The organism is Streptomyces sp. NBRC 110611 (assembly GCF_001590865.1).
Taxonomy (GTDB): Bacteria; Actinomycetota; Actinomycetes; order Streptomycetales; family Streptomycetaceae; genus Streptomyces.
In genome coordinates this window covers 337250-363493 of sequence record NZ_BBUY01000004.1, presented here as the reverse complement: position 1 = coordinate 363493, position 26244 = coordinate 337250, and the positions used below count along the sequence as shown (strand labels likewise).

The window sequence follows — 26244 nt, the reverse complement described above, 5'->3', positions numbered from 1 at the left end:
CCGACAACGTGGGAAGCCGGCCAAGCGCAGCGGACGGGTCAAAGCGCAAGCACGGGGACGTCGGGGCGAGCGAAGCCGAAGGTCTGGGCGTAGAGGGAGAGTTCGGCTTCCACGGCGCGGGTGATGGTGTCCGCGCGGCGGAAGCCGTGGGCCTCGCCGGGGAATGCCAGGTAGGCGTGCGGGGTGCCGCGCCCGGCGACCGCGGCGAGCAGGCGTTCGGCCTGGGCGGGCGGGCAGATCACGTCGTCCAGGCCCTGGAGCAGGAGGAACGGGACGGTGATCCGGTCCGCACGGTGCAGCGGTGAGCGTGCACGGTAGCGCTCGGGGGCCTCGGCGAACGGGCCCACCAGCGACTCCGGGTAGTGCGACTCGAAGTCGTGGGTCTCGCCGGTGGCCCAGCCGGTCAGGTCCAGGACCGGGTAGCTGATGGTGCCGCAGGCGTAGAGGTCGGTGGCGGCCAGTGAGGCGGCGGTGGTCCAGCCGCCGGCGCTGCCGCCGCGGACCGCCAGCCGGGCGCGGTCGGCGGTGCCCTCGTCGGCGAGCGCGCGGGCGACGGCCGCGCAGTCCTCGACGTCCACCACGCCCCACTGGCCGCGCAGCCGCTCGCGGTAGGCGCGGCCGTAGCCCGTCGAGCCGCCGTAGTCGACCTCGGCGACGCCGATGCCCCGGGAGGTGAAGTAGGCGATCTCCAGGTCGAGCACGAGCGGGGCGCGGCTGGTGGGGCCGCCGTGTGCCCGGATGACGAAGGGCGGCAGTTCACCGTCGGGGGCGGTGTGGCCGGGGTTGTGCGGCGGGTAGATGTGGGCGTGCACCTCACGGCCGCCGGGGCCGGTGAAAGTGCGGGTGCGCGGACGCGGGTAGTACGCCGGGTCGACCGCGTCGGTGTGCCGGCAGGCGATCGGCCGGGCGCGTCCGGTGCAGGTGTCCAGTTCCACGATCTCGTAGGAACGGTGCGGTCCGGCGGCGATGCCGATGATGCGGCTGCCGTGGGTGGTGAGCGCGGGCGCCCACTCCGTCCAGGGGCCCGCCGTGTCGACGAGGTCGCCGCTGACCGGGTCGAGGATGCCCAGCGTGGCGGCGCCGCGGCCGTGGATCACCGCGAGGGTGCCGTTGTCCAGGGGCAGGAACCAGCGCTGTCCGAGGGTCCACAGCGGACCGCCGAACTCCTCCTGCCGGGCCGGGCACAGCGCGTGGCTCGCCGCCGGGTCGTCGGGGTCGGTGCGCCACAGCTCCCACCAGCCGTCGCGGTCCGAGACGTACAGCAGCGTGCCGTCGGCGGCCCATTCGATCTGCGCGACGGACTCGCCGTCCGGTCCGTCGGTCCCGAGCGCGCCGACGAGCGGGCGGATGTCCTCGAAGGCGCCCTCGCCGGTGATCCGGGCGGTCATCACCAGCGTGCCGTCCCAGGGCATGTGCGGGTGGTCCCAGGCGATCCAGGCGGCCCGCCGGCCGTCCGGCGAAATCCGCGGACCGGTCACGAACCGGTGCCGGTCATCGCTCAACTCCCTTACCCAGTCCCGTCGTTCGGCGGCAGAGCCGTCGAGCGGTACGGCCGCGATGACCCGCCGGACGTCCGTCGGCCGGTCGCCGGTGAACTCCTCAAGGACGCACCACACCTCACCGAGCGCGGGGCGCAGCACCGGGTCGGCCCAGCGCAGCCCGCCGCCGGTGCCGGAGAGCGGGGTGAGCGGGCGCGGGGCGGCCCCGCCGTCCGGCTCGCAGGCGTAGAGCCGCTGGTCGGTGAAGTCGCTGAACACCACCAGCGGGCCGCGCTCGGTGACCGTGCCGGCCCACGGCTGTCCGCCGTACTCCAGCACCCGGCTGCGGACGTCCCAGGGGGCGGGGAGGACCGTCTCCTCGGTGCCGTCCGGCCGTCGGCGGACCAGTGCGCGCCGGCCGCCCTCGGCGGGCCGTGGCGCGGTCCACCACACCTCGTCGCCGACCAGGCCTAGGTAGGACGGCCGGCCGTCGTGCGCGGCGACCGTCCGGGCGTCCACCGGGGACGCCCAGGTGCCGTAGGGGGCGGTGGTCACGATGCCGCAGTCGGTCACCATGCTGGAGTTCCTCTCGTCCGCCGGTCGGTTGGGGGGTGGGACGCCGGTCAGGCGGCGCGCAGGAAGTGGTCGAGCACCCGGACGCCGAAGTGCAGGCCCTCGACCGGTACGCGTTCGTCCACGCCGTGGAAGAGCGCCTGGTAGTCGAAGCCCTCGGGCAGCCAGAGGGGGGAGAAACCGTAGCCGGTGATGCCCAGCCGGGAGAACTGCTTGGCGTCGGTGCCGCCGGACATGCAGTACGGCACGGTGTGGCCGCCCGGATCGAACCGTGCGACGGCGGCCCGCATCGCGGCGAACAACGGGGAGTCGACCGGAGCCTGGAGGGCGACCGAGCCGTGGTGGTAGTCCCAGTCCACCTCGGGGCCGGTGAGCTCGTCCAGGGTGGTGCGGAACTCCGCCTCGCCACCGGGGACGACCCGGCCGTCCACATAGGCGAGGGCGGACCCCGGGATCACATTGACCTTGTAACCGGCCGTCAGCATGGTCGGGTTGGTGCTGTTGCGGACGGTCGGCTCGACCAGCTTGGCGGACGGGCCGAGCCGGTCCAGCAGTGCGTCGACGTCGAGGCCGGGCGCGTCGAGGTCGGCGTCGACGGCGTGCAGCGCGGCGAGTTCGCCGAGTGCGGCCCGGACGGCGGGGGTGAGCCGGACCGGCCACTCGTACGCGCCGATCCGGGCCACCGCGGCGGCGATCCGGCTGACCGCGTTGTCATGGTTGACCTTCGAGCCGTGCCCCGCGCGGCCGGTGGCCGACAGCTTCAGCCAGGCCGTGCCGCGCTCGCCGGCCGCGACCGGGTACAGCCGCAGCCCGTCGCCGGCGTGGAAGGTGAACGCCCCGGACTCGCCGATGCCTTCGGTGCAGCCCTCGAAGAGGTCCGGGTGCCGGTCGGCCAGGAAGCCCGCGCCGTCGTCGGCGCCGGCCTCCTCGTCGGCGGTGAAGGCCAGCACGATGTCCCGCCGCGGCCGTACGCCGGTGCGCGCCCACCGCCGGACGACGGCGAGCACCATCGCGTCCGTGTTCTTCATGTCGACCGCGCCCCGGCCCCAGACCACGCCGTCGCGGACCTCGCCGGAGAACGGGTGCACGCGCCAGTCGCCGGGCTCGGCCGGTACCACGTCCAGATGGCCGTGGACCAGCAGGGCGTCGGCGGCCGGGTCGGTGCCCTCGATACGGGCCACCACGTTCGTCCGGCCCTTGGTGCGCTCCAGCAGCGTCGGCGCGATCCCGGCATCGGCCAGCCGCTCGGCGACGTACTCGGCGGCCGGACGCTCCCGGCAGCAGCCGTCCCCGGTGTTGCTGGTGTCGATCCGGATCAGCTCGGAGGTGAACCGCACGACCTCGTCCAGCGCCAGCCGGTCCACCGCCGCACCGTTTCCGGTCGCGGGGTCCGCGGCCGTTCCGACCTCAGCCATACTCTTCCTCCCGGGCCGACGACACGACGGTGGTGACCGTCTTGAAGCAGCGGATGGCTTCGTACATGTTCTGACTGGTATACGCGACGCGGCGTTCCCCACTGTGCTCCACGCCGGGCACACATGTCGCGGCACCCACCAGGTGCGCCGCGTCGAACTCCAACTCGAAGCGGACCGGACCGCGCCGGACCGGTTCATGACGCACCGCGAGCGCCGCTCCCTTGCGGGCCCCGGCCCGGATGTCGGCGGCCGTACGGGCCGGGGGCCGGCACACCGCCGCATAGCGCGACACATAGTCCTTGACCGCCACACCGGGCGCCTGCGGGGCGTATCCGAGCGCGTCCTGGCAGGTGCGGTCGTCGCCGGTGACCAGCACGACCGGGACGCCGTACTCGGCGACCACGAGGGAGTTGAGAAAGCCCTCGCTGGCGCGGGTGCCGTCGACCCAGACGCCGGTGAGGGTGTTGGCGAGGTAGGTGTGCGCCAGGACGCCTTCGGTGCCGGCGCCGGTGTGGTAGCCGACGAAGGCGATGCCGTCGACGTCACCGTGCTGGACGCCCTCGACCATGCTCAGCGCCTTGTGCTTGCCGGTGAGCATCTGCGCCCGTTCGTCGAGCTGTTCCAGCAGGAGGTTGCGCATCGACCAGTGCGCCTCGTTGACCAGCACCTCGTCGGCGCCGCCCTCGAAGAAGCCGGCGATCGCGGCGTTCACGTCGGACGTGAACATATGGCGGCACCGCTCCCACTGGGGCGTGCCGGGCAGCACATCGGCGGGCCAGGTCACGCCGGTGGCGCCCTCCATGTCGGCGGAGATAAGGATCTTCACGGTCACCAGTCCTATCGCAGCGAAGAGGCGGTACGCACGGTTCCTGTCATCGGTTGTTCCCCACATTGTCGGGACGCCACTGCGGACGCTCGGGTGACGCCGTATCCCGCACAGTTTCTGTCGCAAATCGGAACGTCATGCGTCAGAATTCCGACGGGGTTTCGACGGACATCTGTCAGGTGCCGACGGCACGTGCCGCGTGCGGTACAACAGCCCGGACCGCCTCCCACAGGACGAGACAGAGGCAGAACGATGAGCGACGTACTCAACAGCGTCCGGTTACCACAGCCCGGCCACCTGCCGGCCGAGGACTCCGGGGACCAGCTGACAGCCCTCACCGAACTGGTCGCGCAGTCACTTTGCGAGCGCAATCCACGCTTCCGGGAGCTCCTCCAGCACAGTGCCCGTACGCAGGTCACCCGGCTGATCGAGGAGACCCTGCGCACCGCCCGCCCGCTGCCCGAGACGGTCCGCGCGGTCATGCTGCGGACCGACACCGACCTCCATCTGGTGGCCGCCGCGCTCGGCGACTGCCTCGTCAGCGCGCCCGGCGAAGCGCCCGGCCTGCTGATCCCCGGCCCGCTCGCCGACGACCGGAGCGGCCGGGCCCGCCTGAAGGGCGTGCTGCGCCACCGCGCTGCCGCGGTCGGCCACGCGGTGCCGGCGCACGAGGCGGCCGCCTCGGTACGCGCCGCCTCCCGGCTGCTCGACCTGGCCGCGCGGCACGACGGCCCGGACGCCGGGTTGGCCTTCGTCGACGACCACCTCTCGGCGCTCCTGCTCCTCCAGGACGAGTCGCTGGCCCGCGCCCTCATCAGCCGCCGGCTCCACCCGCTGGCGGGCCTCACCCCGGAGCGGTGCGAGCGCCTGGAGGCCACCCTGCTGGCCTGGCTGGGCGGGATGGGCGCACCGGAGGTGGCCAGGGCGCTCAGCATCCATCCGCAGACCGTGCGCTACCGGATGCGCCAGCTGGAGAAGCTCTTCGGCTCGCGGCTCCGCGATCCCCGGACCCGCTTCGAGATCGAGATGGCGCTGCGCAGCCGCCGGCTGCTGGCCGGTGCCCACCGCCGCGCGTCCGCGGCCCGGCCCGCACGGATCGTCCCCCGGCGCCGGAGCGTCCCCGGCGGTACGACTATGCCTGCCCCCGGGTGACCGCCGCCCCGGCCCGCGCCCCGGCCTCCGCCGCGGGCCGCGGAACCGGCGGTATCAACACCGCATGATCGAGACCGACCTCCGAGGGATCCCCGCCACAGCGCTGTGGACCCTCCACCTCAGGGCCGCCGAGGCCGCCCGGCCCGACACGGTGCTGCCCGATCCACGGGCGGTCCAGCTGGTGACGGAGGTGGACTTCGCCTTCGAGGAGCGGCTGGGCGCCGCCCGGCCCTGGATGGCCCAGTCGATCGCGCTGCGCTCGCGCTGCTTCGACGGCGTGGTGCGCGCATTCCTCGACGCTCACCCGGACGGGACCGTCATCGCGCTCGGCGAAGGCCTGGAGACCCAGTTCTGGCGGGTGGACAACGGCCGGGCGCGGTGGGTGACGGTCGACCTCGCCGCCCCGCTCGCGCTGCGCCGGCGGGTACTGCCGCACGGCGACCGGCAACGGCTCATCGCCTGTGACGCCCGCGACCTCCGGTGGATGACGGACATCGACGCCTCGCGCGGGGTCCTGGTCACCGCCCAGGGCCTGCTGATGTACCTGGAGTTCGACCAGGTGACCGCGCTGATCGCGGCCTGTGCCGGGGCGTTCCCCCGCGGTGCGATGGTGTTCGACACGGTGTCACGGCGGATGAGCGCCCGTACCCGTACCAAGGGCAGGGGCCCGGGCGGCCAGCCCCTGCCACCGATGCCCTGGGGCATGGACGCCGCCGACCGGGAGCGGCTGCGTACCGTCCACCCCGCCATCACCGGCGTCAGCGATGTCCCGCTCCCCGCCGGCCGTGGCCTCCTGGGCTACCTCGCTCCGCGCGCCGCCTCGCTGCCCCTGCTCCGCGCCGACCGCCCGCTCGTCACCCGGCTGCGGTTCGGTCAGCGGCGGGCGGCGTACGCGTTCCCCGCCGGGCCGCCCGCTCCCGTCAGGCTCCCGCCACCACCCAGTTCGTCGGCAGCTCGATCCGCCTGCCGTCGTCGTCGGACTCCGTGGTGAAGAGCGGAAGCCGGCCCGAGGCGACGGTCCGGAGGCCGTGCTCCTCCAGGAGCCGCGGGATGTCGGTATCGGCCATCTCCCCGGGGGAGATACCGTGCGCGAAGACGGCCCGCAGCTTCCCGGGCAGGCCCGTGGGACGCCGCGCCAACGACATCAGGACGTCCTTGGCCGCCTCGGCCGGTTCGACCGCGAAGATCCGGCCACGGGCGCCGAGCAGCACCGCGGCATGGGCCACGATCCGGGCGCGGTCCTCGGGGGTGCACTGGTGCAGTACGCCGCGCAGATAGATGTTGACGTCGCCGAGTTCACCGCGCAGCGCGTCGATCGCCGCCTTGTCCACGGCGTCCAGGGCGCGGAACTCGGCCGGGGAGTCCGGGCCGTCCGCCCGGGCCAGGGCGATCGCCGCCGGGGAGAGGTCGATCCCCAGGGTGCGTCCGTAGTGACCAGCCAGGTAGTGGGTCTGGGTGCCGTTGCCGCAGCCCAGGTCGACCAGCGGCAGTCCGGCGTCGAAGTGTGGCCGGAAGTACGGCAGATGGAGTGCGGCGGTCAGCGACGGGTCCGAGTCCCAGAAGGTCTCGCCCGCGCCGCCCGGCACCTCGCGCCAGAAGGCTTCCCATCCCTGCGGAGTGTGGCTCGAAGCGGTCATACCCCATTGCTATGCGCGCGGCTGATCACCCCGCAAGGGTGCCCACACCACTTCCACCCAGCGTTCGCATGCCCTACCCGCACGCGGACCCACGGATCCCCCGGGAGGCAGGCCCTAGCCCCTCGGCAGCGGCTGTTCGAACCACACCGCCTTGCCGGAGGACGTACGGCTGGTCCCCCACTCCCGGGCCAGTCGGCTCACCACCCGCAGGCCCCGGCCCGACTCGTCGTCGGCGCCGGCGTTCAACAGCTGCGGCAGGGCGTGGTCGTCGTCCCAGACCTCGCACAGCAGAGCGTCGGTGCGTACCAGCCGCAGCACCACATGCTGGGTGTGCGCATGCCGTACGGCGTTCGTGACGACCTCGCTGACCAGCAGCTGGGCCGTCTCGACGGCCGGACCGAGCCCCCAGTCGGCGAGCTGCCGGCCCACCAGGGCGCGGGCCCGCCCGACCTCGCGGGCGTCGATGGCCAGCCGCCATTCGGCGACCGCGTGCAGCGGGATGCCGTTGAGCCGCACCATCAGGAGCGCCACATCGTCCTTGCGGTCGTCGGTGACGTTCAGCGCCCGGATGATGGCGTCGCAGGCGTCGTCCATGGAAGCGGCGGGGTGCGCGGCGGACTCGGCGAGCGCGGCCAGGCCCACCCCGATGTCCTTGCCGCGCACCTCCACCAGGCCGTCCGTGCACAGCACGAGGCGGTCGCCGGGCTCGACCGGCACCGTCACGGCCTCGAAGGGCACCCCGCCGACGCCGATGGGCGCGCCGGTCGGCAGCTCCAGCAGCCGGCTGCGGCCGTCCGCCGCGCGTACCAGGACGGGCGGGACATGCCCGGCGTTGGCCATCGTCAGCTGCTGTCCGATGGGGTCGTAGACCGCGTAGAGGCAGGTGGCGAGGTAGCCGTCGCCGAGCCGCTGGGCGAGGTCGTCCAGGCTGCGCAGCAGCTGCGCGGGCGGCAGGTCGAGGGCCGCCATGGTCTGCACGGCGGTTCTCAACTGGCCCATCATCGCGGCCGAGTTGAGGCCGTGGCCCATCACATCGCCGACGACCAGCGCGGTCCGCGAACCGGGCAGTTTGATGGTGTCGAACCAGTCGCCGCCGACCCTGCCGAGGCGGGTGCCCGGCAGATAGCGGGTGGCGGTGTCACAGCCGGCCATCCGCGGCGCGATCCGCGGCAGCATGCTGTCCTGGAGCGTCTCGGCGACGTTCTCCTGGAACGTGTACATCCGCGCGTTGTCGAGGACCAGCCCGGCGCGGGCGGCCAGTTCGGCACCGGTCACCCGGTCCATGTCGTTGAACTCGGTCCGCTCCGGATGCCGCAGCAGGATCATGAAGCCCAGGACGACGTCGCGCGCCTTGAGCGGGACGATCAGCATCGAGCGGCCGTTGATCAGCGGGCTGATGTCCCGCTTCTCGAACTGCGCCGCGATGGCGTTGCCCATCTCCTCGGTGATCCGCGGTACGAGGACCGGCTGTCCGGTGGTCATGCACTGGAAGAACGGTGTGTGGACGGGGAACGGCATGGCCTCGCCGACCGGGATGACATCGTCCCAGCGCCCGGGCTCGTCGTTGTGCTCGACCGCGACACGGTGCCACATGGTGGTGGCGTCCGGCGGCCCGTCGGGGAAGCCCTCGCCCGCCATGACCTGTTCGCGCAGGTACGTCCCGGCGACGTCGGTGAACCGCGGGACGACGGCCTCGCTGACCTCCTGGATCGTCCGGGCCAGGTCGAGCGAGGAGCCGATCCGCCCGCTGACCTCGTTGAGGAACTCCAGCCGCTCGCGGACCGCGGCGTATTCGAGGTCGGACGCCAGCTCGGCGGCGGCCTCGGCGGCCTCGGCGGCCGACCGGGGGTCGTCCGCCGCCGCGTTCGCCGCCCGCAGCAGCCGGGTGCGCCGCTCGACCCGGCGTGGTACGCCCCAGTCCGGGGTGACCGGGAAGCGCTCCTGCCGGCTGATCTCCAGCACCGGATAGCCCAGCTCCAGGACCTGGGAGACGATCCGGGCGCTCTCCTGGGGGCTCATGCTCGGCAGGATCTCCGGCAGCCGGCGGGCCAGCTCCTCGGCGCCGGGGAAGTCGGTGTGCAGCGCGAAGGCGGGCATCCACCGCTCGTGCCCGCCTCGTTCCCGACCCCGCTCGCCGTCCAGCTTCCCGGCGTCCGCGGCGAGTACGAGGATCCGCCCGGCGCCCGGCCCGACCAGGGGGTACGCCCACCACAGCAGGTCCAGCGCCGGCGCCGGAAGCCCCTCCCCCAGCCTCCGGCCGGGTGGGGGACCTCCCAGCGGTGCCCCCGGCCCCGCCGCGCCGAGGGTCATCCGCGCCCGGCCCGCCGTCGGATAGGGCGTCCGGCCGCCCAACGAGGCCGCCAGGCCGGGCTCTTCGTACGCGTCGAGGTGGTCGAGGCCACCGCCCTCCCCCGGGCCGGCCGGCATGCCGCCCGCCGGACCCGCGCGCCCGGGCCACTCCTCGCCGCCGAGCGCGCCGGTGACCGGCATCAGATCGACGGCGGGGGCGCCGATCGCCTCCTCGCGGGTGGGCCCGAAGAGCCTGCGGGCGCCACTGCTCCAGTGAGAGATCCGCCCGCCCGCGTCCACCACCGCGACGGCGAGCGGTATCCGCCCGGGCGCCGCGTCCCGGGGCGAGGCCCCCGGGGGCGCCGCCTCGGACCTGCCGGCGCCGTTGGACGGGTCACGCTCCATGGGCGGTTACTCCTCCGTACGCCGATCTTGCACCACCGCTACCACGGTACGGCCGCGCGGTGGTGCGGCGGGCGGCATTCCGCGAATAGGCCGAATGGGTGGTGCGCCCGCGCATCGGTTGCGGCCATCGCCGCAACCGGGGGCGCACGACGAAGGTTCTCAAGTGCGGTGCCCCGGGCGCCTATTGGGCTCGCCTCGGCGCTCTCCCCGGGCAAGTGACCCGGTGGGCCACGGAGTTCGGCCCACCGGGAACCACCCGAATCGGTGAGTGCGGCGGCACACTCTCACGGTGGCGGCTGCGACGGAGGCCGCTCACCTCTCCCTCCCGCTGTTACTTCTCCATCTCCCTGGCGAGGTTGGCGAGGATCGTGTCGTAGATCCGGCCGAGCCCCTTGGGCGCGAAGGTCCGCTCGAAGAAGCCGCCGATCCCGCCCGCTCCCTGCCAGGTGGTCGTGACGACCACGTTGGCCCGGCCCGCACCGGCCGGAGTGACGACCCATGTGGTCACCATCGACGAGTTGCGGTCCTTCTCCACGAGCTGCCCGTCGGTCGGCTCGTCGACCTCCAGGAGGCAGTCGCGCACCCGCTTGCTGGTGGCCTGGAGCTTCCAATGGACGAGGGTGCCCTTGCCGTCGCCGCCCTCGCGGACCTCGTACTCGCTGAAGTGCTCGGGCAGCAGCTTCCCGCGCATGCCGGAGTAGTCGGCGAGCGCGTCGAACACGTCCTCCGGGTCCGCCGCGATCTCGCGCTGCGTGGTGGCCTCGACCTGCCCCATGTGTGTCTTCCTCCAGTAGTCGGCTGCCGGTCCTGCGATGCGCCGCCAAGCCAACCACCAGTCGGTGGCACGCCCAAAATCCGGGGCGGCGGCCGGAACGGGCCGGTGGGCTCAGACCGGCGGCAGGTCCCGGGCAGGGATGACGGGCACCCCAGCCTGCCGGCCTCCCTGGCACGGCGGATCGGCCCGGCAGAAGTAGCCGCGCGCCGCGCAGGCCGCGCAGCCGTGTTCGGAAAGGGCGGTGCCGGCCCGCCCGTTCCGGTCCACACAGAGCACCTCACCGGCCACCCGGCCGTCTCCGTGGCATCCTCCGCACTGAAGGTGCGGCCCCGCACAGGGGCTCAACGGTGCGCCCGGGAAACCCGAGTGCGTCCGCCGCCTCCGCACACCCTGCTCCGCGTTGCCATCCGCTCTCCCCTCTGGACTGCCCGCGCTGCCTGGTCAGCGTGGTCCCACCCCGGATCCTGGCCGCTCCCGCCCGCCGCCGTCGCCCGCTCGTCGCCACTATCCCTCGTGCGGGTGACATCGCGTCCCGGTGTTGCCGCACCATGGCCGGATGCAGAAGACGACCGGAGTACCTGTCGGAATACGTGAGATGACCGAGGCCGACATCGACGCCGTCTCGGCGGTCCGGGTGCGCGGCTGGCAGGCGGCGTACCGGGGGCTGCTGCCGCAGTCCCACCTCGACGCTATGAGTGCGGCCGAGGACGCCGAGGACCGGCGGTCGTGGTTCGGGCGCCGGCCGCCGGAGATGTGCGATCTGGTGGCCGAGCACGACGGCGAGGTCATCGGCTGGATCTGCGTCGGGCCGGCCCGGGACCCCGACCTGGCCCCGGGGCCGGAGGTGTCGGCGGCGTCCGTGACCGGGCCGGCGGCGGGAGAGGTGTTCGCCCTCTACGTGGCGCCGGAGGTGATCGGCACCGGCGTCGGACGGGCGCTGCTGGCCGCCGGTTCGGCCCGCGCGCGGGCGAACGGTTTCCGCACGCTGTACCTGTGGGTGATACGCGGCAATCACCGCGCCCGGCGGTTCTACGAGCGGGCCGGGTTCGTACCGGACGGGGCGGAGGAGGCGTACGAGGTCGACGGCAGCAGCGTCCCGGAGGTGCGCTACCGGCGTGCGCTGGGGCCGGGCCCGGGCTGAGCGTCGTCCCCTCCGGCTCCTGCCGCGCTGCCCTCCGGCCCGGGCTCATGGGGCCCGGGCTCCCGCGCCCCGGCCCCGTCCCGCCCGGGCACGTCGTGGACCCCGAGCCGGGCCAGCGAGGCCGCCGCCGCGGCGGCCAGCCGGGGGTGGGCGACGGCGGCGGACAGGGCCGGAACGGCGCGCCGGTCGCCGAGCGCGCCCAGACCCTCGACGCAGGCGAGCGCCACCCGCCAGTAGGGGTTGTGCGGGGTCAGCAGCCGCTCCAGGGTGGCGACCAGCGCCGGTACGGACTGCGGGGCGCGGAGTTCGGCGAGTAACCGCACGGGGTGCAGGGCGTAGGCGGTGCGCAGCGGGTTGGTGGCGAGCGCGGCCGCGGCGCGGGCGGTGCGCGGGTCGCCGAGGCGGCTGAGGGCGTGCGCCGCGGTGGCGCAGCGCACCGGGTCGCGGTAGTTCAGCAGCAGTACGAGCGTCTCGAAGGCGCGCCGGTCGCCGGCGCAGCCGAGGATGAACGCGGCGATCTCCCGGGCCCACAGGGGGCGTTCGACGGCGACCAGCATCTGGGCCAGCTCCTCCCGCCCGGCGGGCGAGTTCTTCCGGGCCAGTCCCAGCAACCGCTCGTACGCGACCAGATCCTGTGGGGAGCGGAGCTCGGCCCGCACCCGGTCCGTCAACTCGTGGAATGCGTCTTCCATTTGCCGCTTCCCTCCCGCCGGGCCGTCCCGGTCCCTGCGACGTGGCCTGCACCACAGCCTAATGACCCGGAATACCCCTGGCGCTTCGGTTACCCACCGGTTAACCTTCTGGGCGAGCAGCACCCCTGCTCGGGCGGCCTGGTGACGCAGCCGCCAGTTTTTCGGTGACGTCGGTTCGGCACCGCACAGCACGACATCCAGTACGGAGAAACGGCCCGGCCCCGGGACAGGGCCGCCGCGACTCCCGCACCGCCGGCGCCGCCAGTGGCGTTGCGGCTCCCCGCGGCCCACCGCCGCATCTCCAGCCGCTGTGCCCGTGCTGCGCTCGCGTCGGCGCATACCCCTCAGTCGTCACGTCTCCCCTGCCCTCGGGGGAACACCCTCAGGAGTCTCGCGATGGACCCTCAGTCCACCCCTGATCTCTCCACTCTCCCCGGCCTCTCCACCGAAGCCTCCGCGCTGCCCCTTTCCACCGTGGCGGTCGTCGGTCTCGGCACCATGGGCACCGGTATCGCCGAGGTACTGGCCCGGGCCGGCCGTGAGGTCATCGGCATCGACACCGACGAGGCCGCGGCCCGCAAGGCCGCGGCCGCCCTCGAAGCCGCCACCGCCCGCGCGGTGCGGCGCGAGCGGCTCACCGAGCGCGAGCGCCGGGACGTCCTGGCCCGCTTCCGTACCTTCACCGATCTGCGGGCCGCCGCGGACGCCGACCTGGTGATCGAGGTGGTGCCCGAGGACTACGCGCTCAAGCGGCAGGTCTTCGACGAGCTGGAAGCGGTGGTGCGTCCGGACGCCATCCTCGCCACCGGCACCAACGCCCTGTCCGTGACCCGTCTCGCGGCCGAATCGCGGCGCCCCGAACGGGTGCTGGGGCTGCACTTCTTCCACCCGGTGCCGGCCATGAAGCTGGTCGAGGTGGTCTCCTCGGTGCTCACCGCGCCGGCCGCGGTCGCGGCCGTCACGCAACTCGCCCGCGATCTGGGCAAGGACCCGATCGGCCTCGGCGACCGGCCCGGATTCGTCGCCGACGGCCTGCTGTTCGGCTATCTGAACCAGGCCGCGGCCATGTACGAGTCGCGGTACGCGACCCGTGAGGACATCGACGCCGCCATGCGGCTCGGCTGCGGTCTGCCGATGGGTCCGCTGGAGCTGCTCGACCTGATCGGCGTGGACACCGCCCGTACGGTGCTGGAGGCGATGTACGCCGAGTCGCACGACCGGCTGCACGCGCCGGCACCGGTCCTGGGACAGCTGGCCGAGGCGGGGCTGACCGGCCGCAAGGCGGGCCGCGGCTTCTACACGTACGACGCCCCCGGCTGGGGGCACCTCCCCGCGGACGCCGGGGGAGCCACGGTGGTCCCGGACGCCGAGACCCCGGCGGCCACCGGTACCCCCGTCGGCGGCCGGGCGGTCGCCGCGGTCGGCGTGGCCGGCTCCGGGACGATGGCGAGCGGTATCGCCGAGGTGTTCGCCAGGGCCGGCTACCGGGTCGTGCTGGCCGCCCGCGGCCTGGAGAAGGCGGAGCGGGCGAAGGCCCGGATCGGCCGGTCGATGGCGCGCTCGGTGGAGAAGGGCCGGCTGACCGCCGAGGTCCGGGACGCCGCGCTGGCGTCGATCACCCCGGCCGGGTCCCTGGACGCGTTCGCGGACGTGGACCTGGCCGTGGAGGCGGTGGCCGAGGACCTGGCCGTCAAGCAGGAGCTGTTCCGGGCACTGGACACGGTCTGCAAGCCGGGCACGGTGCTGGCCACCACCACCTCCTCGCTGCCCGTCATCGCCTGTGCCCGCGCCACCTCGCGTCCGCAGGACGTCATCGGGATGCACTTCTTCAACCCGGCGCCCGCGATGAAGCTGGTGGAGGTCGTCCGTACGGTTCTGACGGCCGACGAGGTGCACACCACGGTGCGTTCGGTTTGCGCCAAGATCCGCAAGCACCCGGTGGACTGCGGCGACCGGGCCGGCTTCATCGTGAACGCGCTGCTGTTCCCGTACCTGAACAACGCGGTCAAGATGGTCGAGCAGCACTACGCGTCCCCGGACGACATCGACACCGCGATGAAGCTCGGCGGCGGCTATCCGATGGGCCCGTTCGAACTCCTCGACGTGGTCGGCCTCGACGTGTCACTGGCAATCGAGAAGGTGCTGCACGCCGAGTTCCGCGACCCGGGACTGGCCCCCTCACCACTGCTGGAGCACCTCGTCGCGGCGGGCTGCCTCGGCCGCAAGACCGGCCGCGGCTTCCGTGAGCACGCCCGGCGCTGACGCGTGGCGGCGCCCCCGCCCGGCCGGGGGCGGCTGGGGTGGACTGCTGGAACCGGACGGCGGTCCACCCCGGCCCGCGGGGGCCGAAACGGCACCTCATGCCGCAGGTCGGGGGATTATGCAGTACCGTCCCCACATGTCCCAGCCCGCGCGTACGCAGCCTTCCGACGCCCCCGACACCAGCACTCCCGGCGCTCGCCGCGCGGCCGCACAACGGCTGAAAATGCGCCGTGAACTGTCGGCGGCGGCGATGGAACTGTTCGCGACCAAGGGCTACGAGGCGACGACGGTCGATGAGATCGCGGCCGCCGCGGGCGTCGCCCGGCGCACCTTCTTCCGCCACTTCCGCTCCAAGGAAGAGGCGATCTTCCCCGACCACGACGACACCCTGGTCCGCGCGGAGGCCGTCCTGGACGCCGCCCCGCCGCACGAGAACCCCCTCGACACGGTCTGCCGCGGCATCAAGGAGGTCATGCGGATGTACGCGGCCTCCCCGGCCGTTTCGGTGGCCCGCTACCGCCTGACCCGTGAGGTGCCCACGCTCCGCGAGGCCGAGATCGCCTCGGTGGCCCGCTACGAGCGGCTGTTCACCCGCTATCTCCTGGGCCATTTCGACGAGGGCGCGCACCGCGAGGGCGATGACGACCCGCTGCTCGCCGAGGTCGCCGCGTCCGCCGTGGTCACCGCGCACAACCACGTCCTGCGCCGCTGGCTGCGGGCCGGTGCGCAGGGCGATGTGGAGAGCCAGCTGGACCACGCCTTCGAGATCGTCCGTGAGACCTTCGGCGCCGGTATCGGCGCGGGGCGCGCCCTCACCGGGGAGCAGCCCCCGGCGGCCGTCTCACGGGAGGGCGAGGTGCTGGTCGCGGTGGCCCGTACGGACGCGCCGCTGGACGAGGTCATGCGCACGATCCGCAAGGCGATCAAGGACCGGCGGTAGCGGGGGCAGCGGGAGTCGACGTGCCCGGACCACGGGGACGGACATGATCGCGGCCCGGAGACCCAGGGGCGACCCGACCCTCACCCGAATGGCGTAATCCCGTCGGCGCACACGAGGTGTGCCGACGGGATTTCTTTGTGTGGCCGACGCGCCTCCGATCAGGGATCCCGCGCTCATACGTGCCGACCAGATGACATCTGAGAGAAATTGTTGGCACTCAGTGTCTTGTGGACTGGCACGCGGTGTCATACGTTGAGGGCGTCCGGGCGGCCGGCGCGCAGAGACCCACCGCGCGCCGGCTGTCCCACCAGTCCTGCACCAGTCCTGTACGACTGGCCGCCCGGACGCCTGCGTCACAGGCACCGCGCGCACGCCGCGCCCCGCACGCCCCGGCCACACACCACAGGCGAGGCGAGGCCCGGCCGAGCACAGCCGCCCGGCCGAACCGACGGCACCACCGCCGCACCACCCCCGACGTTCCCTCAAGCCGTTTCCCTCAACGGACTTCGCCGGAGGCACCCATGACCGCAATCCTGGACGCAATCCTCGCGCCCGACACCACCGGCGCCGACTTCGCCGCGCTGCCCCTCCCCGAGTCCTACCGCGCGGTGACCGTGCACAAGGACGAGGCCGAGATGTTCGCCGGCCTGCCCAGCAAGGAGAAGGACCCCCGCAAGTCGCTGCACATCGAGGACGTGCCGGTGCCCGAACTCGGACCGGGCGAGGCACTGGTGGCCGTGATGGCCTCCTCGGTGAACTACAACTCGGTGTGGACCTCGATCTTCGAACCGCTGCCCACCTTCGGGTTCCTGGAGCGCTACGGCCGCCTCTCCCCGCTCGCCAAACGGCACGACCTGCCGTACCACGTCATCGGCTCCGACCTGTCCGGCGTGGTGCTGCGCACCGGCCCCGGCGTCAACGCCTGGAGCCCCGGCGACGAGGTCGTCGCACACTGCCTCTCCGTCGAACTGGAGTCCTCCGACGGCCACAATGACACCATGCTCGACCCCGAGCAGCGCATCTGGGGCTTCGAGACCAACTTCGGCGGCCTGGCCGAGATCGCCCTGGTCAAGTCCAACCAGCTGATGCCCAAGCCCCGGCACCTGACCTGGGAGGAGGCGGCGGCACCCGGGCTGGTCAACTCGACCGCGTACCGCCAGCTGGTGTCCCGCAACGGCGCCGGGATGAAGCAGGGCGACAACGTGCTGATCTGGGGCGCGAGCGGCGGACTCGGCTCGTACGCCACCCAGTTCGCGCTGGCCGGCGGCGCCACCCCGATCTGTGTCGTCTCGTCCGCCCAGAAGGCGGAGATCTGCCGGAAGATGGGCGCCGAGGCGATCATCGACCGCAACACCGAGGGCTACAAGTTCTGGCAGGACGAGCACCACCAGGACCCGAGAGAGTGGAAGCGCTTCGGCAAGCGCATCCGCGAACTGACCGGCGGCGAGGACGTGGACATCGTCTTCGAGCACCCGGGCCGGGAGACCTTCGGTGCGTCCGTGTACGTCACCCGCAAGGGCGGCACCATCGTCACCTGCGCCTCGACCTCCGGCTACCAGCACGAGTACGACAACCGCTACCTGTGGATGTCGCTGAAGCGGATCGTCGGCTCGCACTTCGCCAACTACCGCGAGGCGTGGGAGGCCAACCGCCTGATCGCCAAGGGGAAGATCCACCCGACCCTGTCGAAGACATACTCCCTCGCGGAGACCGGGCAGGCGGCGTACGACGTGCACCGCAACCTGCACCAGGGAAAGGTCGGCGTACTGGCGCTGGCGCCCGAGGAGGGGATGGGTGTCCGCGATGAGGAGATGCGCGCCGAGCACCTCGACGCGATCAACCGGTTCCGTGACGCGTAATCGGGAAGACCGGAACCACGAGGATTCGGACCAGTTATGACTGAGCGTCAGAAGGATCGTCCGTGGCTGATGCGGACATACGCCGGGCACTCCACCGCCGAGGCGTCCAACGAGCTGTACCGGCGTAACCTCGCCAAGGGCCAGACCGGCCTTTCCGTCGCGTTCGACCTCCCGACGCAGACCGGCTACGACCCCGACCACATCCTCGCCCGCGGCGAGGTCGGCCGGGTCGGGGTCCCGGTGTCCCATCTCGGGGACATGCGGCGGCTGTTCCAGGACATTCCCCTGGAAAAGATGAACACCTCGATGACCATCAACGCGACGGCCATGTGGCTGCTGGCGCTGTACCAGGTGGTCGCCGAGGAGCAGGGAGCCGACATCACCAGGCTGTCGGGCACCACGCAGAACGACATCGTCAAGGAGTACCTCTCCCGCGGGACGCACGTCTTCCCGCCGGGGCCTTCCCTGCGGCTGACCACCGACATGATCACGTACACGGTCAACCACATCCCGAAGTGGAACCCGATCAACATCTGCAGCTACCACCTGCAGGAGGCGGGCGCCACCCCGGTCCAGGAGATCTCGTACGCGATGTCCACCGCGATCGCGGTACTGGACGCGGTGTTCGCGTCCGGCCAGGTCCCCGAGGAGCGCAGAGGCGAGGTGGTCGCCCGTATCTCGTTCTTCGTGAACGCGGGCGTCCGCTTCGTCGAGGAGATGTGCAAGATGCGCGCCTTCGGCCGCATCTGGGACCGCATCACCCGCGAGCGCTACGGCATCGAGAACCCCAAACAGCGCCGCTTCCGCTACGGCGTCCAGGTCAACTCGCTGGGCCTGACCGAGGCGCAGCCGGAGAACAACGTCCAGCGGATCGTGCTGGAGATGCTGGCCGTCACGCTCTCCAAGGACGCCCGCGCCCGGGCCGTCCAGCTCCCCGCCTGGAACGAGGCGCTGGGGCTGCCCCGGCCCTGGGACCAGCAGTGGTCCCTGCGCATCCAGCAGGTCCTCGCGCACGAGAGCGACCTGTTGGAGTACGAGGACATCTTCGCCGGTTCGCACGTCATCGAGGCCAAGGTGGACGCCCTGGTCACCGACTGCCTCGCGGAGATCGAGCGGATCCAGGAGATGGGCGGCGCGATGGCCGCGGTGGAGTCCGGCTACCTCAAGTCGCAGCTGGTCTCCGCGCACGCCGAGCGGCGGGCCCGAATCGAGACCGGCGAGGAGAAGATCGTCGGTGTCAACTGCTTCGAGTCGACCGAGCCCAACCCGCTCACCGCGGACCTCGACACCGCCATCATGACCGTCGACCCGGCCAACGAGGCACGCGTGGTGCGCGCGCTGCACGACTGGCGCGACAACCGTGACGAGGTGCGCGCCCAGGAGGCGCTGTCGGTGCTGAAGAAGACCGCGGCAGGCGACGGCAACCTCTTCCCGGCCACCCTGGAGTGCGCCCGCGCCGGGGTGACGACCGGCGAGTGGTCCTGGGCGCTGCGGGACGTCTTCGGGGAGTTCCGCGCGCCCACCGGCGTCTCCAGCGCTCCGCTCGCGGTCGCCGCGGAGGAGGGCAGCCCGCTGGCGGTGGTCCGCGAGAAGGTGGCCAGGACCGCCGCCGCGGTGGCCTCGGCAGCCGGTGCCGGGGGCGGCGGCAAGCTGCGGCTGCTGGTCGGCAAGCCCGGCCTGGACGGGCACAGCAACGGCGCCGAGCAGATCGCCGTACGGGCCAGGGATGCCGGCTTCGAGGTGATCTACCAGGGCATCCGGCTCACCCCGGAGCAGATCGTCTCGGCGGCGCTCGCCGAGGACGTGCACTGCGTCGGCCTGTCGATCCTCTCCGGCTCGCACGCGGAACTGGTACCGGAGGTGCTGAAGCAGCTGCGCGACGCGGGGGCGGGCGACATACCCGTCATCGTCGGCGGCATCATCCCGTCCGCCGACGCGACCGCGCTGCGGGAGGCCGGAGTGGCGGCGGTCTTCACCCCCAAGGACTTCGGCATCACGGAGATCATCGGACGTATCGTCGACGAGATCCGGCGGGCCCACCGGCTCGACCCCCTGGAGGTCCCCGCATGACCCCTGTTCCCCAGACGCCCGTTATGAAGGCCGCACGGCCGCGGCGCTCCTGTCTCGCCGTTCCCGGCAGCAATCCGCGCTTCCTGGAGAAGGCCCAGAGCCTCCCGGCGGACCAGGTGTTCCTGGACCTGGAGGACGCCTGCGCCCCGCTCGCCAAGGAGAGCGCCCGGCACGCCGTCGTCGACGCGCTGACGAACGGCGACTGGACGGGCAGGACGCGGACCGTGCGGGTCAACGACTGGACGACGCACTGGACGTACCGGGACGTCATCACGGTCGTCGAGGGCGCGGGCGCGGACCTCGACTGCATCATGCTGCCGAAGGTCCAGGACGCCCGGCAGGTCGTGGCGCTGGACCTGCTGCTGACGCAGATCGAGAAGACCATGGGCCACGAGGTCGGCCGGATCGGCATCGAGGCGCAGATCGAGAACGCCAGAGGGCTGGTGAACGTCGAGGAGATCGCCGGTGCCTCGCCGCGCCTGGAGACCCTGGTCTTCGGCCCGGCCGACTTCATGGCGTCGATCAACATGAAGTCCCTGGTGGTCGGCGAACAGCCGCCGGGCTATCAGGCGGACGCCTATCACTACATTTTGATGCGGATCCTGATGGCGGCTCGGACCTACGATTTGCAGGCAATCGACGGACCTTACCTTCAGATTAAGAACATCGCGGGCTACCGCGAGGTGGCCGGCCGGGCCGCCGCCCTGGGCTTCGACGGCAAGTGGGTGCTGCACCCCGGTCAGATCGAGGCCGCCAACGAGGTGTTCTCGCCCTCCCAGGAGGACTACGACCACGCCGAGCTGATCCTGGACGCCTACGAGTGGCACACCTCGGAGGCGGGCGGCAAGAAGGGATCGGCGATGCTCGGCGACGAGATGATCGACGAGGCGAGCCGGAAAATGGCCCTCGTCATCGCCGGCAAGGGCCGGGCCGCAGGCATGATCCGTACATCCACGTTCGAGGCCCCGGAGGAATGAACGCGATGCAGTTCGGCCGTACCTATGAGGAGTTCACCGTCGGCGACGTGTACAAGCACTGGCCCGGCAAGACCGTCACCGAATACGACGACCACCTCTTCTGTCTGCTCACCATGAATCATCACCCGTTGCATATGGACAGCAACTACGCGGAGCAGACCACCGACTTCGGCAAGAACGTCGTCGTCGGCAATTACATCTACTCACTCCTGCTGGGCATGTCGGTACCGGATGTCTCCGGCAAGGCCATCGCCAATCTCGAGATCGAGTCGCTGAAGCACGTGGCGCCCACCTTCCACGGCGACACGATTTACGGCGAGACGACCGTGCTCGGCAAAACGCCGTCGAAGTCCAAGTCCGACCGCGGCATCGTGCACGTCGAGACCAAGGGGTACAAGCAGGACGGCACCCTGGTCTGCGTCTTCCGGCGCAAGGTGATGGTGCCGACGGCCACCTACATCAAGGAGCGCGGCGGAGAGCAGCCCGGCCGCCCGGAGCTCAGGGCCCCCGAGGCCAAGAAGGCCACCGCGGCCGGGAAGGAGAACTGACCGTCATGACCCGTCTCGCGCAGACCGAGGGCCTGACCGACATCCAGCGGGAAATTCTCTCCACCGTCCGCGATTTCGTGGACAAGGAGATCCTGCCGGTCGCCACGGAGCTTGAGCACCGCGATGAATACCCGACGCAGATCGTCGAGGGACTCAAGGAACTCGGCGTGTTCGGCCTGATGATTCCGGAGGAGTACGGCGGGCTGGGTGAGTCCCTGCTCACCTACGCACTGACCGTCGAGGAGATCGCCCGTGGCTGGATGAGCGTCTCGGGCATCATCAACACCCACTTCATCGTGGCGTACATGCTCAAGCAGCACGGCACACAGGAACAGAAGGACTACTTTCTGCCGAAGATGGCGGCCGGTGAGATCCGGGGCGCCTTCTCGATGTCGGAGCCGGCGCTCGGCTCGGATGTCTCGGCCATCTCCTCCAAGGGCGTGCGGGACGATGGGGGCACCTCCCGCTCGAGCGAAGCCGAGAGTGGGGGAGGGTACGTCCTGACCGGGCAGAAGATGTGGCTCACCAACGGCGGTTCGTCCACCCTCGTCGCGGTGCTGTGCCGGACGGACGAAGGTCACCCGGAGGGCACCCCTCCGCACAAGTCGATGACGACCTTCCTCGTGGAGAAGGAGGCCGGCTTCGGTGAGGTGCGGCCCGGCCTGACCATCCCGGGCAAGATCGAGAAGATGGGCTACAAGGGCGTCGACACCACCGAGCTGATCATGGACGGGCTGCGCATCCCGGCCGACCGGGTGCTCGGCGGCCGCACCGGACGTGGCTTCTATCACATGATGGACGGGGTCGAGGTCGGCCGGGTGAATGTGGCCGCGCGCGGCTGCGGCGTCGCCCAGCGCGCCTTCGAGCTGGGGGTTTCGTACGCACAGCAGCGGCACACCTTCGGAAAGCCGATCGCGCAGCACCAGGCCATCCAGTTCAAATTGGCAGAAATGGCAACAAAGGTCGAAGCGGCCCATGCGATGATGGTCAATGCCGCTCGCAAGAAGGACTCCGGCCAGCGCAACGACCTCGAAGCGGGGATGGCGAAGTACCTGGCCTCCGAGTACTGCAAGGAGGTGGTGGAAGACGCGTTCCGCATCCACGGCGGCTACGGCTTCTCCAAGGAGTACGAGATCGAGCGCCTCTACCGAGAGGCCCCGATGCTCCTGATCGGCGAGGGCACCGCCGAGATCCAGAAAATGATCATTGGTCGACGGCTACTGGAGGAGTACCGAATCCAGGCATGAACGCCCGATTCACCCCTTTTGGCCTAGACGAAGATCACACCCTGTCATCGGTCTTTCGGCCACGGATTGGCTCTGGCTCTTGGCCAGTTGCCGCTCGTAACCGATAGCATCCACGGAAAGCCGCCGTCCCCCGTATACCTGAGCGGCACCCTCCGCTACGAAGGTCATCCATGCCCCACAGCCAATCCTCTGCACCACGCGGTCGCGTCCGCCTCGCGCGCGGAGCGTCGCCGTGGCTCCTGCCGACCGTTGCCACGGCAGCGGTCAGCCTCGCCCGGTCCCGCCGGTCGGGTCGCTGGGCCGCCGTTGCCGTGCCCACCACCGCCCTGGCGGCGGGCATGCTGTGGTTCTTCCGCGACCCCGAGCGGGAGATCGCTCAGGGCCGCGTCATCTCCCCGGCCGACGGTGTGGTGCAGAGCATCATGCCGTGGAAGGACGGACGCACCCGCGTCGCGATCTTCATGAGCCCGCTGAACGTCCACGTCAACCGCGCGCCGCTGGCCGGCACTGTGACGTCCGTGGAGCACATCCCCGGCGGATTCGTTCCGGCGTTCAACAAGGAGAGCGAGAACAACGAGCGGGTCGTCTGGCACTTCGATACCGAACTCGGCGACATCGAGATGGTGCAGATCGCCGGCGCGGTGGCCCGCCGTATCGTCCCCTACGTTCCCGAGGGCACGAAGGTGGAGCAGGGCGAGCGGATCGGTCTGATCCGCTTCGGCTCGCGCGTCGATGTCTACCTTCCGGAGGGCGTCGAGGTGGCGGTCGAGGTCGGCCAGGCGACCACCGCGGGGGTGACTCGACTTGACCGTGATTGATCCTGAGACACAGGCGGGCTGGGCGCCCGAGAACGACGAGGACGAGGACGACATGCCGCTGTCGACGCGGCTGTCAATAGCGGACACCCTCACCCTCGGTAACGCCATCTGTGGCTTCATGGCCGTGTACTTCACGACCACCGGGGTCCTCATTCCGCACCTCACGGGGACCGAGGACGGCGGGATGGCCCGGCACAGCGCGGCCATGGCCGTGATCCTGATGCTGCTCGCTTCGGTCTTCGACCTCTTCGACGGGCTGGTGGCGCGCAAGCTGCGGGCCTCGGCGATGGGGGCCGAGCTGGACAACCTCTCCGACCTGATCAGCTTCGGCCTGGCGCCCGCGTACTTCGTGGTGACCTGGGGCATGGTCGCTCCGGACTCGCACCAGCGGGTGTCGGTGGTCGCGGCGGTGGTGGTGCTGCTGGCGGTGATCCTGCGGCTGGCCCGGTTCTCCTGCGTCACCCTGCGTGACGGCATCTTCCAGGGCATGCCGAGCCCCTTCGGCGCCCTGACCGTCGTCGCCATCGTGCTGCTGGAGCTGCCGTTCCTGCCGACGCTGCTGGCGATCATCGGCGTGGCCTGGCTGATGGTGAGCCGGGTCGAGTACCCCAAGCCCCGGGGCCGCCTCGCGGTGGCGATGCTCAGCTGGATCATCATCAGCATGGGCATGCTGGCGGCCTGGGCGCTGGACGCCCCCGGCGGCCAGCTGCTGCTGCAGACCGGCTGCTCCCTGCAGGTGGTCCTGGGCGCGATGATCCCGCTGTTCGCGACGGCCAGGAGGGTCAACACCTTCCGCGACAACCGCCGCGAGTCCCGCGCCGAGTCACGCGCCGCGCAGCTCCCCTGACCCGAGCGGTGCGCGGTCACCGCGCCCCACCGAGAGCCGAGAGCCCCGGGCGAATCGTTCGCCCGGGGCTCTCGGCGTTCGCGGCGCGCCGGCGGTCTCCGCCAGGCCTGAACGGCGGAGCCAGGCCTGAACGGCGGGTGGCGTGCCTCAGACCAGGAAGTCGCGCGCCAGATTCTCCGCCGCCCGCTCCAGCAGGGGGCCCGCCCCGGCGATACAGCGGGCCGGGTCGGGCTCCAGGTCCGTCAGGGCGTACGCCCGCCGGATGCCGGCCCGGCGGAGGGCCTCCTCGGACAGCCGGAGCCGGCCGCAGACGGCGACCACGTCCAGGCCGGCCGCCCGGGCCGCGGCCGCGACCCCGGCCGGCGCCTTGCCGTGCAGGGTCTGCTCGTCCAGCGAGCCCTCCCCCGTGATCACGAACGTGGCCCGCGCCAGCGCCGGTCCGAAGCCCAGAACGTCGAGCATCACGTCGATACCCGGCCGGAACGTCGCTTCCAGGCCCACCAGCGCGCCATAGCCGATACCGCCCGCCGCACCCGCGCCCGGCGCCAGGGCGTACTCGGCGGCCCTGGGCCCCAGCGCGCGCTCCAGCACCTCGGTGTAGCGCACCAGCGCGGCGTCCAGCGCGGCCACGTCGTCCGGCCCGGCGCCCTTCTGCGGCCCGTAGACCGCCGCGGCGCCCTTGGGCCCCGTGAGCGGGTTGTCGACGTCGCTCGCGAGCACGACCGCGGTCCGCGCCAGCCGGGGATCCAGCCCCGACAGGTCGGCCGTCACCAGATCGCGCAGCGGCCCGCCACCGGGGCCGACCGGCGCACCGTCCGCGTCCAGGAACCGGGCGCCCAGTGCCGTGAGCATGCCCGCGCCGCCGTCGGTCGTCGCGCTGCCGCCGACGCCGAAGACGATCGAGGTCGCCCCCGCGTCCAGCGCCGCGCGGAGCAGCTCGCCGGTTCCGTACGTGGTGGCCGTCAGGGGCGCGAAGCCGCCCGCGGGAAGGTGCTGGAGGCCGGACGCCTCCGCCATCTCCACCACCGCCGTGCCGTCACCGCGCAGCGCGAAGGCGGCCGTCACCGGCTCGCCGGTGGGGCCGGTGACCCGGGCCTCCCGGCGGGCGAATCCGGCCGCGAGGGCCGCGGCCACGGTGCCGTCGCCGCCGTCCGCGACCGGGACGGCCGCCACGTCCAGCCCGGGCACCGCACGCCGCAGACCGGCGGTGACGTGCTCGGCGACCTCGACAGCCGTGAGCGACCCCTTGAACTTGTCCGCCGCGATCAGCACACGGGCAGGTGAACGTGGAGGTGCGGGTGGATGCGCGTCCGGATGTGCCGGTGCCGCGTTCGTCCTTGCTGCGTCCGCCACCGTGATTCCCCTTGCTTTCGAACGGGCAGTCGCGCCGCTGCGACCCTATCCGGCCATGGGCCCGGCGAACAGGGGAGGCGAACAGGGGAGGCGAACAGGGGGGCGCACAGGGGGCGAACAGGGCAGAGGACGCGGAGAGGAAAGGACACGAGGAAGGGACACGAGGAGACGACACGGAGAGGACGCGGAGGAGGACGACGACGGGGTGAGACGGCGGCTTCGGTCGCTTCCGAGCGCCCCGGGGGTGCGCCTCGAAGATCCATCGCGGAGGACTGATCCGGTCCCGACTCGTCTAGGCTCACGCCGTGACGACCACGGATTACGCCACTTACATCGCCGGCCTGCCCCGCGTACTCGCGGGAGCCGGCGCCATCTTCCGCGACACCGACGGCCGCATCCTGCTCGTGGAACCGAACTACCGGGACACCTGGAACCTGCCCGGCGGCACCGTCGAGTCGGACGCCGGAGAGTCGCCCCGCCAGGCCGCCCGCCGCGAGACCGCCGAGGAGATCGGCCTGGACGTCGAGCTGGGCGCGCTGCTCGCCGTCGACTGGGTCCGCGGGGAGGGACGGCCCCCGCTGGTGTCGTACCTCTTCGACGGCGGGGTACTCGCCCCGGAACAGCTCGCCGCGATCCGGCTGCAGGAGGAGGAGCTGCTGTCCTGGCGTATGGCCCACTGGGACGAGGCCCAGACCCTGGTGGGCCGCGAGATGGCGCTGCGCATCGGCGCCGCCCTCCAGGCCCTCGCGGAGGGGCACGGCCCGGCCGAGCTGGAGGACGGGGTGCCGCCGTCGGGAGTCACGGCCGACACCGCGTGACGACGTGGCGGCGTGACGACGTGGCGGCGTGACGACGTGGCGGCGTGACGGCATGGCGGCGTGACGGCATGGCGGCGAGGCTCGATGAGCCGGGCGCACGGCTGCGGTTGCGCGGCTGCGGG

Annotated in this window: 21 protein-coding genes; 13 read left to right on the top strand and 8 right to left on the bottom strand. The window is 71.9% G+C overall.

The window, feature by feature from the left end:
- Nucleotides 1-38: 38 nt before the first annotated feature.
- Genes AZE13_RS12475 through AZE13_RS12465 form a run of 3 tightly spaced genes read right to left on the bottom strand, consistent with a single transcriptional unit; the run spans nucleotide 39 to nucleotide 4292 of the window.
- Nucleotides 39-2054 (bottom strand): prolyl oligopeptidase family serine peptidase, encoded by a 2016-nt coding sequence (locus tag AZE13_RS12475; protein ID WP_258527758.1) that lies wholly within the window; start codon nucleotides 2052-2054, stop codon nucleotides 39-41.
- A 47-nt stretch (nucleotides 2055-2101) separates the two neighbouring features.
- Nucleotides 2102-3466: a M20/M25/M40 family metallo-hydrolase gene (locus AZE13_RS12470; protein ID WP_066930443.1), complete on the bottom strand. Its 1365-nt coding sequence runs from the start codon at nucleotides 3464-3466 to the stop codon at nucleotides 2102-2104.
- Entirely contained in the window at nucleotides 3459-4292 is an 834-nt protein-coding gene (locus AZE13_RS12465) for a M55 family metallopeptidase (protein WP_066930639.1), read from the bottom strand. The genes AZE13_RS12470 and AZE13_RS12465 overlap by 8 nt, the downstream gene beginning before the upstream one ends.
- 252 nt (nucleotides 4293-4544) lie before the next feature.
- On the opposite strand from AZE13_RS12465, the gene AZE13_RS12460 reads away from it, so the two are divergent.
- Together AZE13_RS12460 and AZE13_RS12455 are read left to right on the top strand one after the other, a co-directional pair.
- Complete coding sequence (locus AZE13_RS12460) at nucleotides 4545-5444, top strand: helix-turn-helix domain-containing protein (RefSeq protein ID WP_258527757.1); 900 nt, start codon at nucleotides 4545-4547, stop codon at nucleotides 5442-5444.
- 64 nt (nucleotides 5445-5508) lie between these two features.
- The gene (locus tag AZE13_RS12455; protein ID WP_079123925.1) at nucleotides 5509-6435 is read left to right on the top strand and encodes a class I SAM-dependent methyltransferase; all 927 of its coding nucleotides are present in this window, start codon (nucleotides 5509-5511) and stop codon (nucleotides 6433-6435) included.
- On the opposite strand, the gene AZE13_RS12450 is transcribed toward AZE13_RS12455, so the two are convergent.
- From AZE13_RS12450 to AZE13_RS12440, 3 genes are all read right to left on the bottom strand, one after another.
- A complete protein-coding gene (locus AZE13_RS12450) occupies nucleotides 6365-7081 on the bottom strand; it encodes a class I SAM-dependent methyltransferase (RefSeq protein WP_066930441.1) in 717 nt (238 codons plus the stop codon). The genes AZE13_RS12455 and AZE13_RS12450 overlap by 71 nt on opposite strands.
- A gap of 114 nt (nucleotides 7082-7195) precedes the next feature.
- On the bottom strand, nucleotides 7196-9775 hold the full coding sequence (locus AZE13_RS12445; RefSeq protein ID WP_066930439.1) for a SpoIIE family protein phosphatase: 2580 nt from the start codon (nucleotides 9773-9775) through the stop codon (nucleotides 7196-7198).
- A gap of 331 nt (nucleotides 9776-10106) precedes the next feature.
- Nucleotides 10107-10550 (bottom strand): SRPBCC family protein, encoded by a 444-nt coding sequence (locus AZE13_RS12440; protein WP_066930434.1) that lies wholly within the window; start codon nucleotides 10548-10550, stop codon nucleotides 10107-10109.
- Between the two features lie 595 nt (nucleotides 10551-11145).
- Between AZE13_RS12440 and AZE13_RS12435 the strand changes: the two genes are divergently transcribed.
- Nucleotides 11146-11691, top strand: coding sequence for a GNAT family N-acetyltransferase (locus AZE13_RS12435; RefSeq protein ID WP_079123924.1), 546 nt, complete (start codon nucleotides 11146-11148; stop codon nucleotides 11689-11691).
- On the opposite strand, the gene AZE13_RS12430 is transcribed toward AZE13_RS12435, so the two are convergent.
- A complete protein-coding gene (locus tag AZE13_RS12430; protein WP_066930430.1) occupies nucleotides 11658-12383 on the bottom strand; it encodes a HEAT repeat domain-containing protein in 726 nt (241 codons plus the stop codon). The two genes, AZE13_RS12435 and AZE13_RS12430, sit on opposite strands and share 34 nt — an antisense overlap.
- A gap of 396 nt (nucleotides 12384-12779) precedes the next feature.
- Here AZE13_RS12430 and AZE13_RS12425 point away from each other — a divergent pair, with 396 nt between their 5' ends.
- The 9 genes from AZE13_RS12425 to pssA all read left to right on the top strand — a co-directional run bounded on the left by AZE13_RS12425 (nucleotide 12780) and on the right by pssA (nucleotide 23951).
- Entirely contained in the window at nucleotides 12780-14645 is a 1866-nt protein-coding gene (locus tag AZE13_RS12425; protein ID WP_079123923.1) for a 3-hydroxyacyl-CoA dehydrogenase family protein, read from the top strand.
- Nucleotides 14646-14781: 136 nt separating this feature from the next.
- On the top strand, nucleotides 14782-15585 hold the full coding sequence (locus tag AZE13_RS12420) for a TetR family transcriptional regulator (protein WP_181690331.1): 804 nt from the start codon (nucleotides 14782-14784) through the stop codon (nucleotides 15583-15585).
- Nucleotides 15586-16106: 521 nt separating this feature from the next.
- On the top strand, nucleotides 16107-17444 hold the full coding sequence (gene ccrA / locus AZE13_RS12415; RefSeq protein ID WP_066930426.1) for a crotonyl-CoA carboxylase/reductase: 1338 nt from the start codon (nucleotides 16107-16109) through the stop codon (nucleotides 17442-17444).
- Between the two features lie 36 nt (nucleotides 17445-17480).
- Complete coding sequence (locus AZE13_RS12410) at nucleotides 17481-19514, top strand: protein meaA (RefSeq protein WP_066930424.1); 2034 nt, start codon at nucleotides 17481-17483, stop codon at nucleotides 19512-19514.
- The gene (locus AZE13_RS12405) at nucleotides 19511-20491 is read left to right on the top strand and encodes an HpcH/HpaI aldolase/citrate lyase family protein (protein WP_066930422.1); all 981 of its coding nucleotides are present in this window, start codon (nucleotides 19511-19513) and stop codon (nucleotides 20489-20491) included. The genes AZE13_RS12410 and AZE13_RS12405 overlap by 4 nt, the downstream gene beginning before the upstream one ends.
- A 5-nt stretch (nucleotides 20492-20496) precedes the next feature.
- Entirely contained in the window at nucleotides 20497-21039 is a 543-nt protein-coding gene (locus tag AZE13_RS12400; RefSeq protein ID WP_066930420.1) for a MaoC family dehydratase, read from the top strand.
- Between the two features lie 5 nt (nucleotides 21040-21044).
- A complete protein-coding gene (locus AZE13_RS12395; protein WP_066930417.1) occupies nucleotides 21045-22286 on the top strand; it encodes an acyl-CoA dehydrogenase family protein in 1242 nt (413 codons plus the stop codon).
- 170 nt (nucleotides 22287-22456) lie between these two features.
- The gene (locus AZE13_RS12390; RefSeq protein WP_066930416.1) at nucleotides 22457-23104 is read left to right on the top strand and encodes a phosphatidylserine decarboxylase; all 648 of its coding nucleotides are present in this window, start codon (nucleotides 22457-22459) and stop codon (nucleotides 23102-23104) included.
- A complete protein-coding gene (gene pssA / locus AZE13_RS12385) occupies nucleotides 23091-23951 on the top strand; it encodes a CDP-diacylglycerol--serine O-phosphatidyltransferase (RefSeq protein ID WP_181690330.1) in 861 nt (286 codons plus the stop codon). The genes AZE13_RS12390 and pssA overlap by 14 nt, the downstream gene beginning before the upstream one ends.
- Nucleotides 23952-24098: 147 nt before the next feature.
- On the opposite strand, the gene AZE13_RS12380 is transcribed toward pssA, so the two are convergent.
- Nucleotides 24099-25223, bottom strand: a complete 1125-nt coding sequence (locus tag AZE13_RS12380; protein WP_066930412.1) for a glycerate kinase — start codon at nucleotides 25221-25223, stop codon at nucleotides 24099-24101.
- Between the two features lie 386 nt (nucleotides 25224-25609).
- On the opposite strand from AZE13_RS12380, the gene AZE13_RS12375 reads away from it, so the two are divergent.
- Nucleotides 25610-26122 (top strand): NUDIX domain-containing protein, encoded by a 513-nt coding sequence (locus AZE13_RS12375; protein WP_066930410.1) that lies wholly within the window; start codon nucleotides 25610-25612, stop codon nucleotides 26120-26122.
- The last annotated feature ends 122 nt before the right edge of the window (nucleotides 26123-26244 follow it).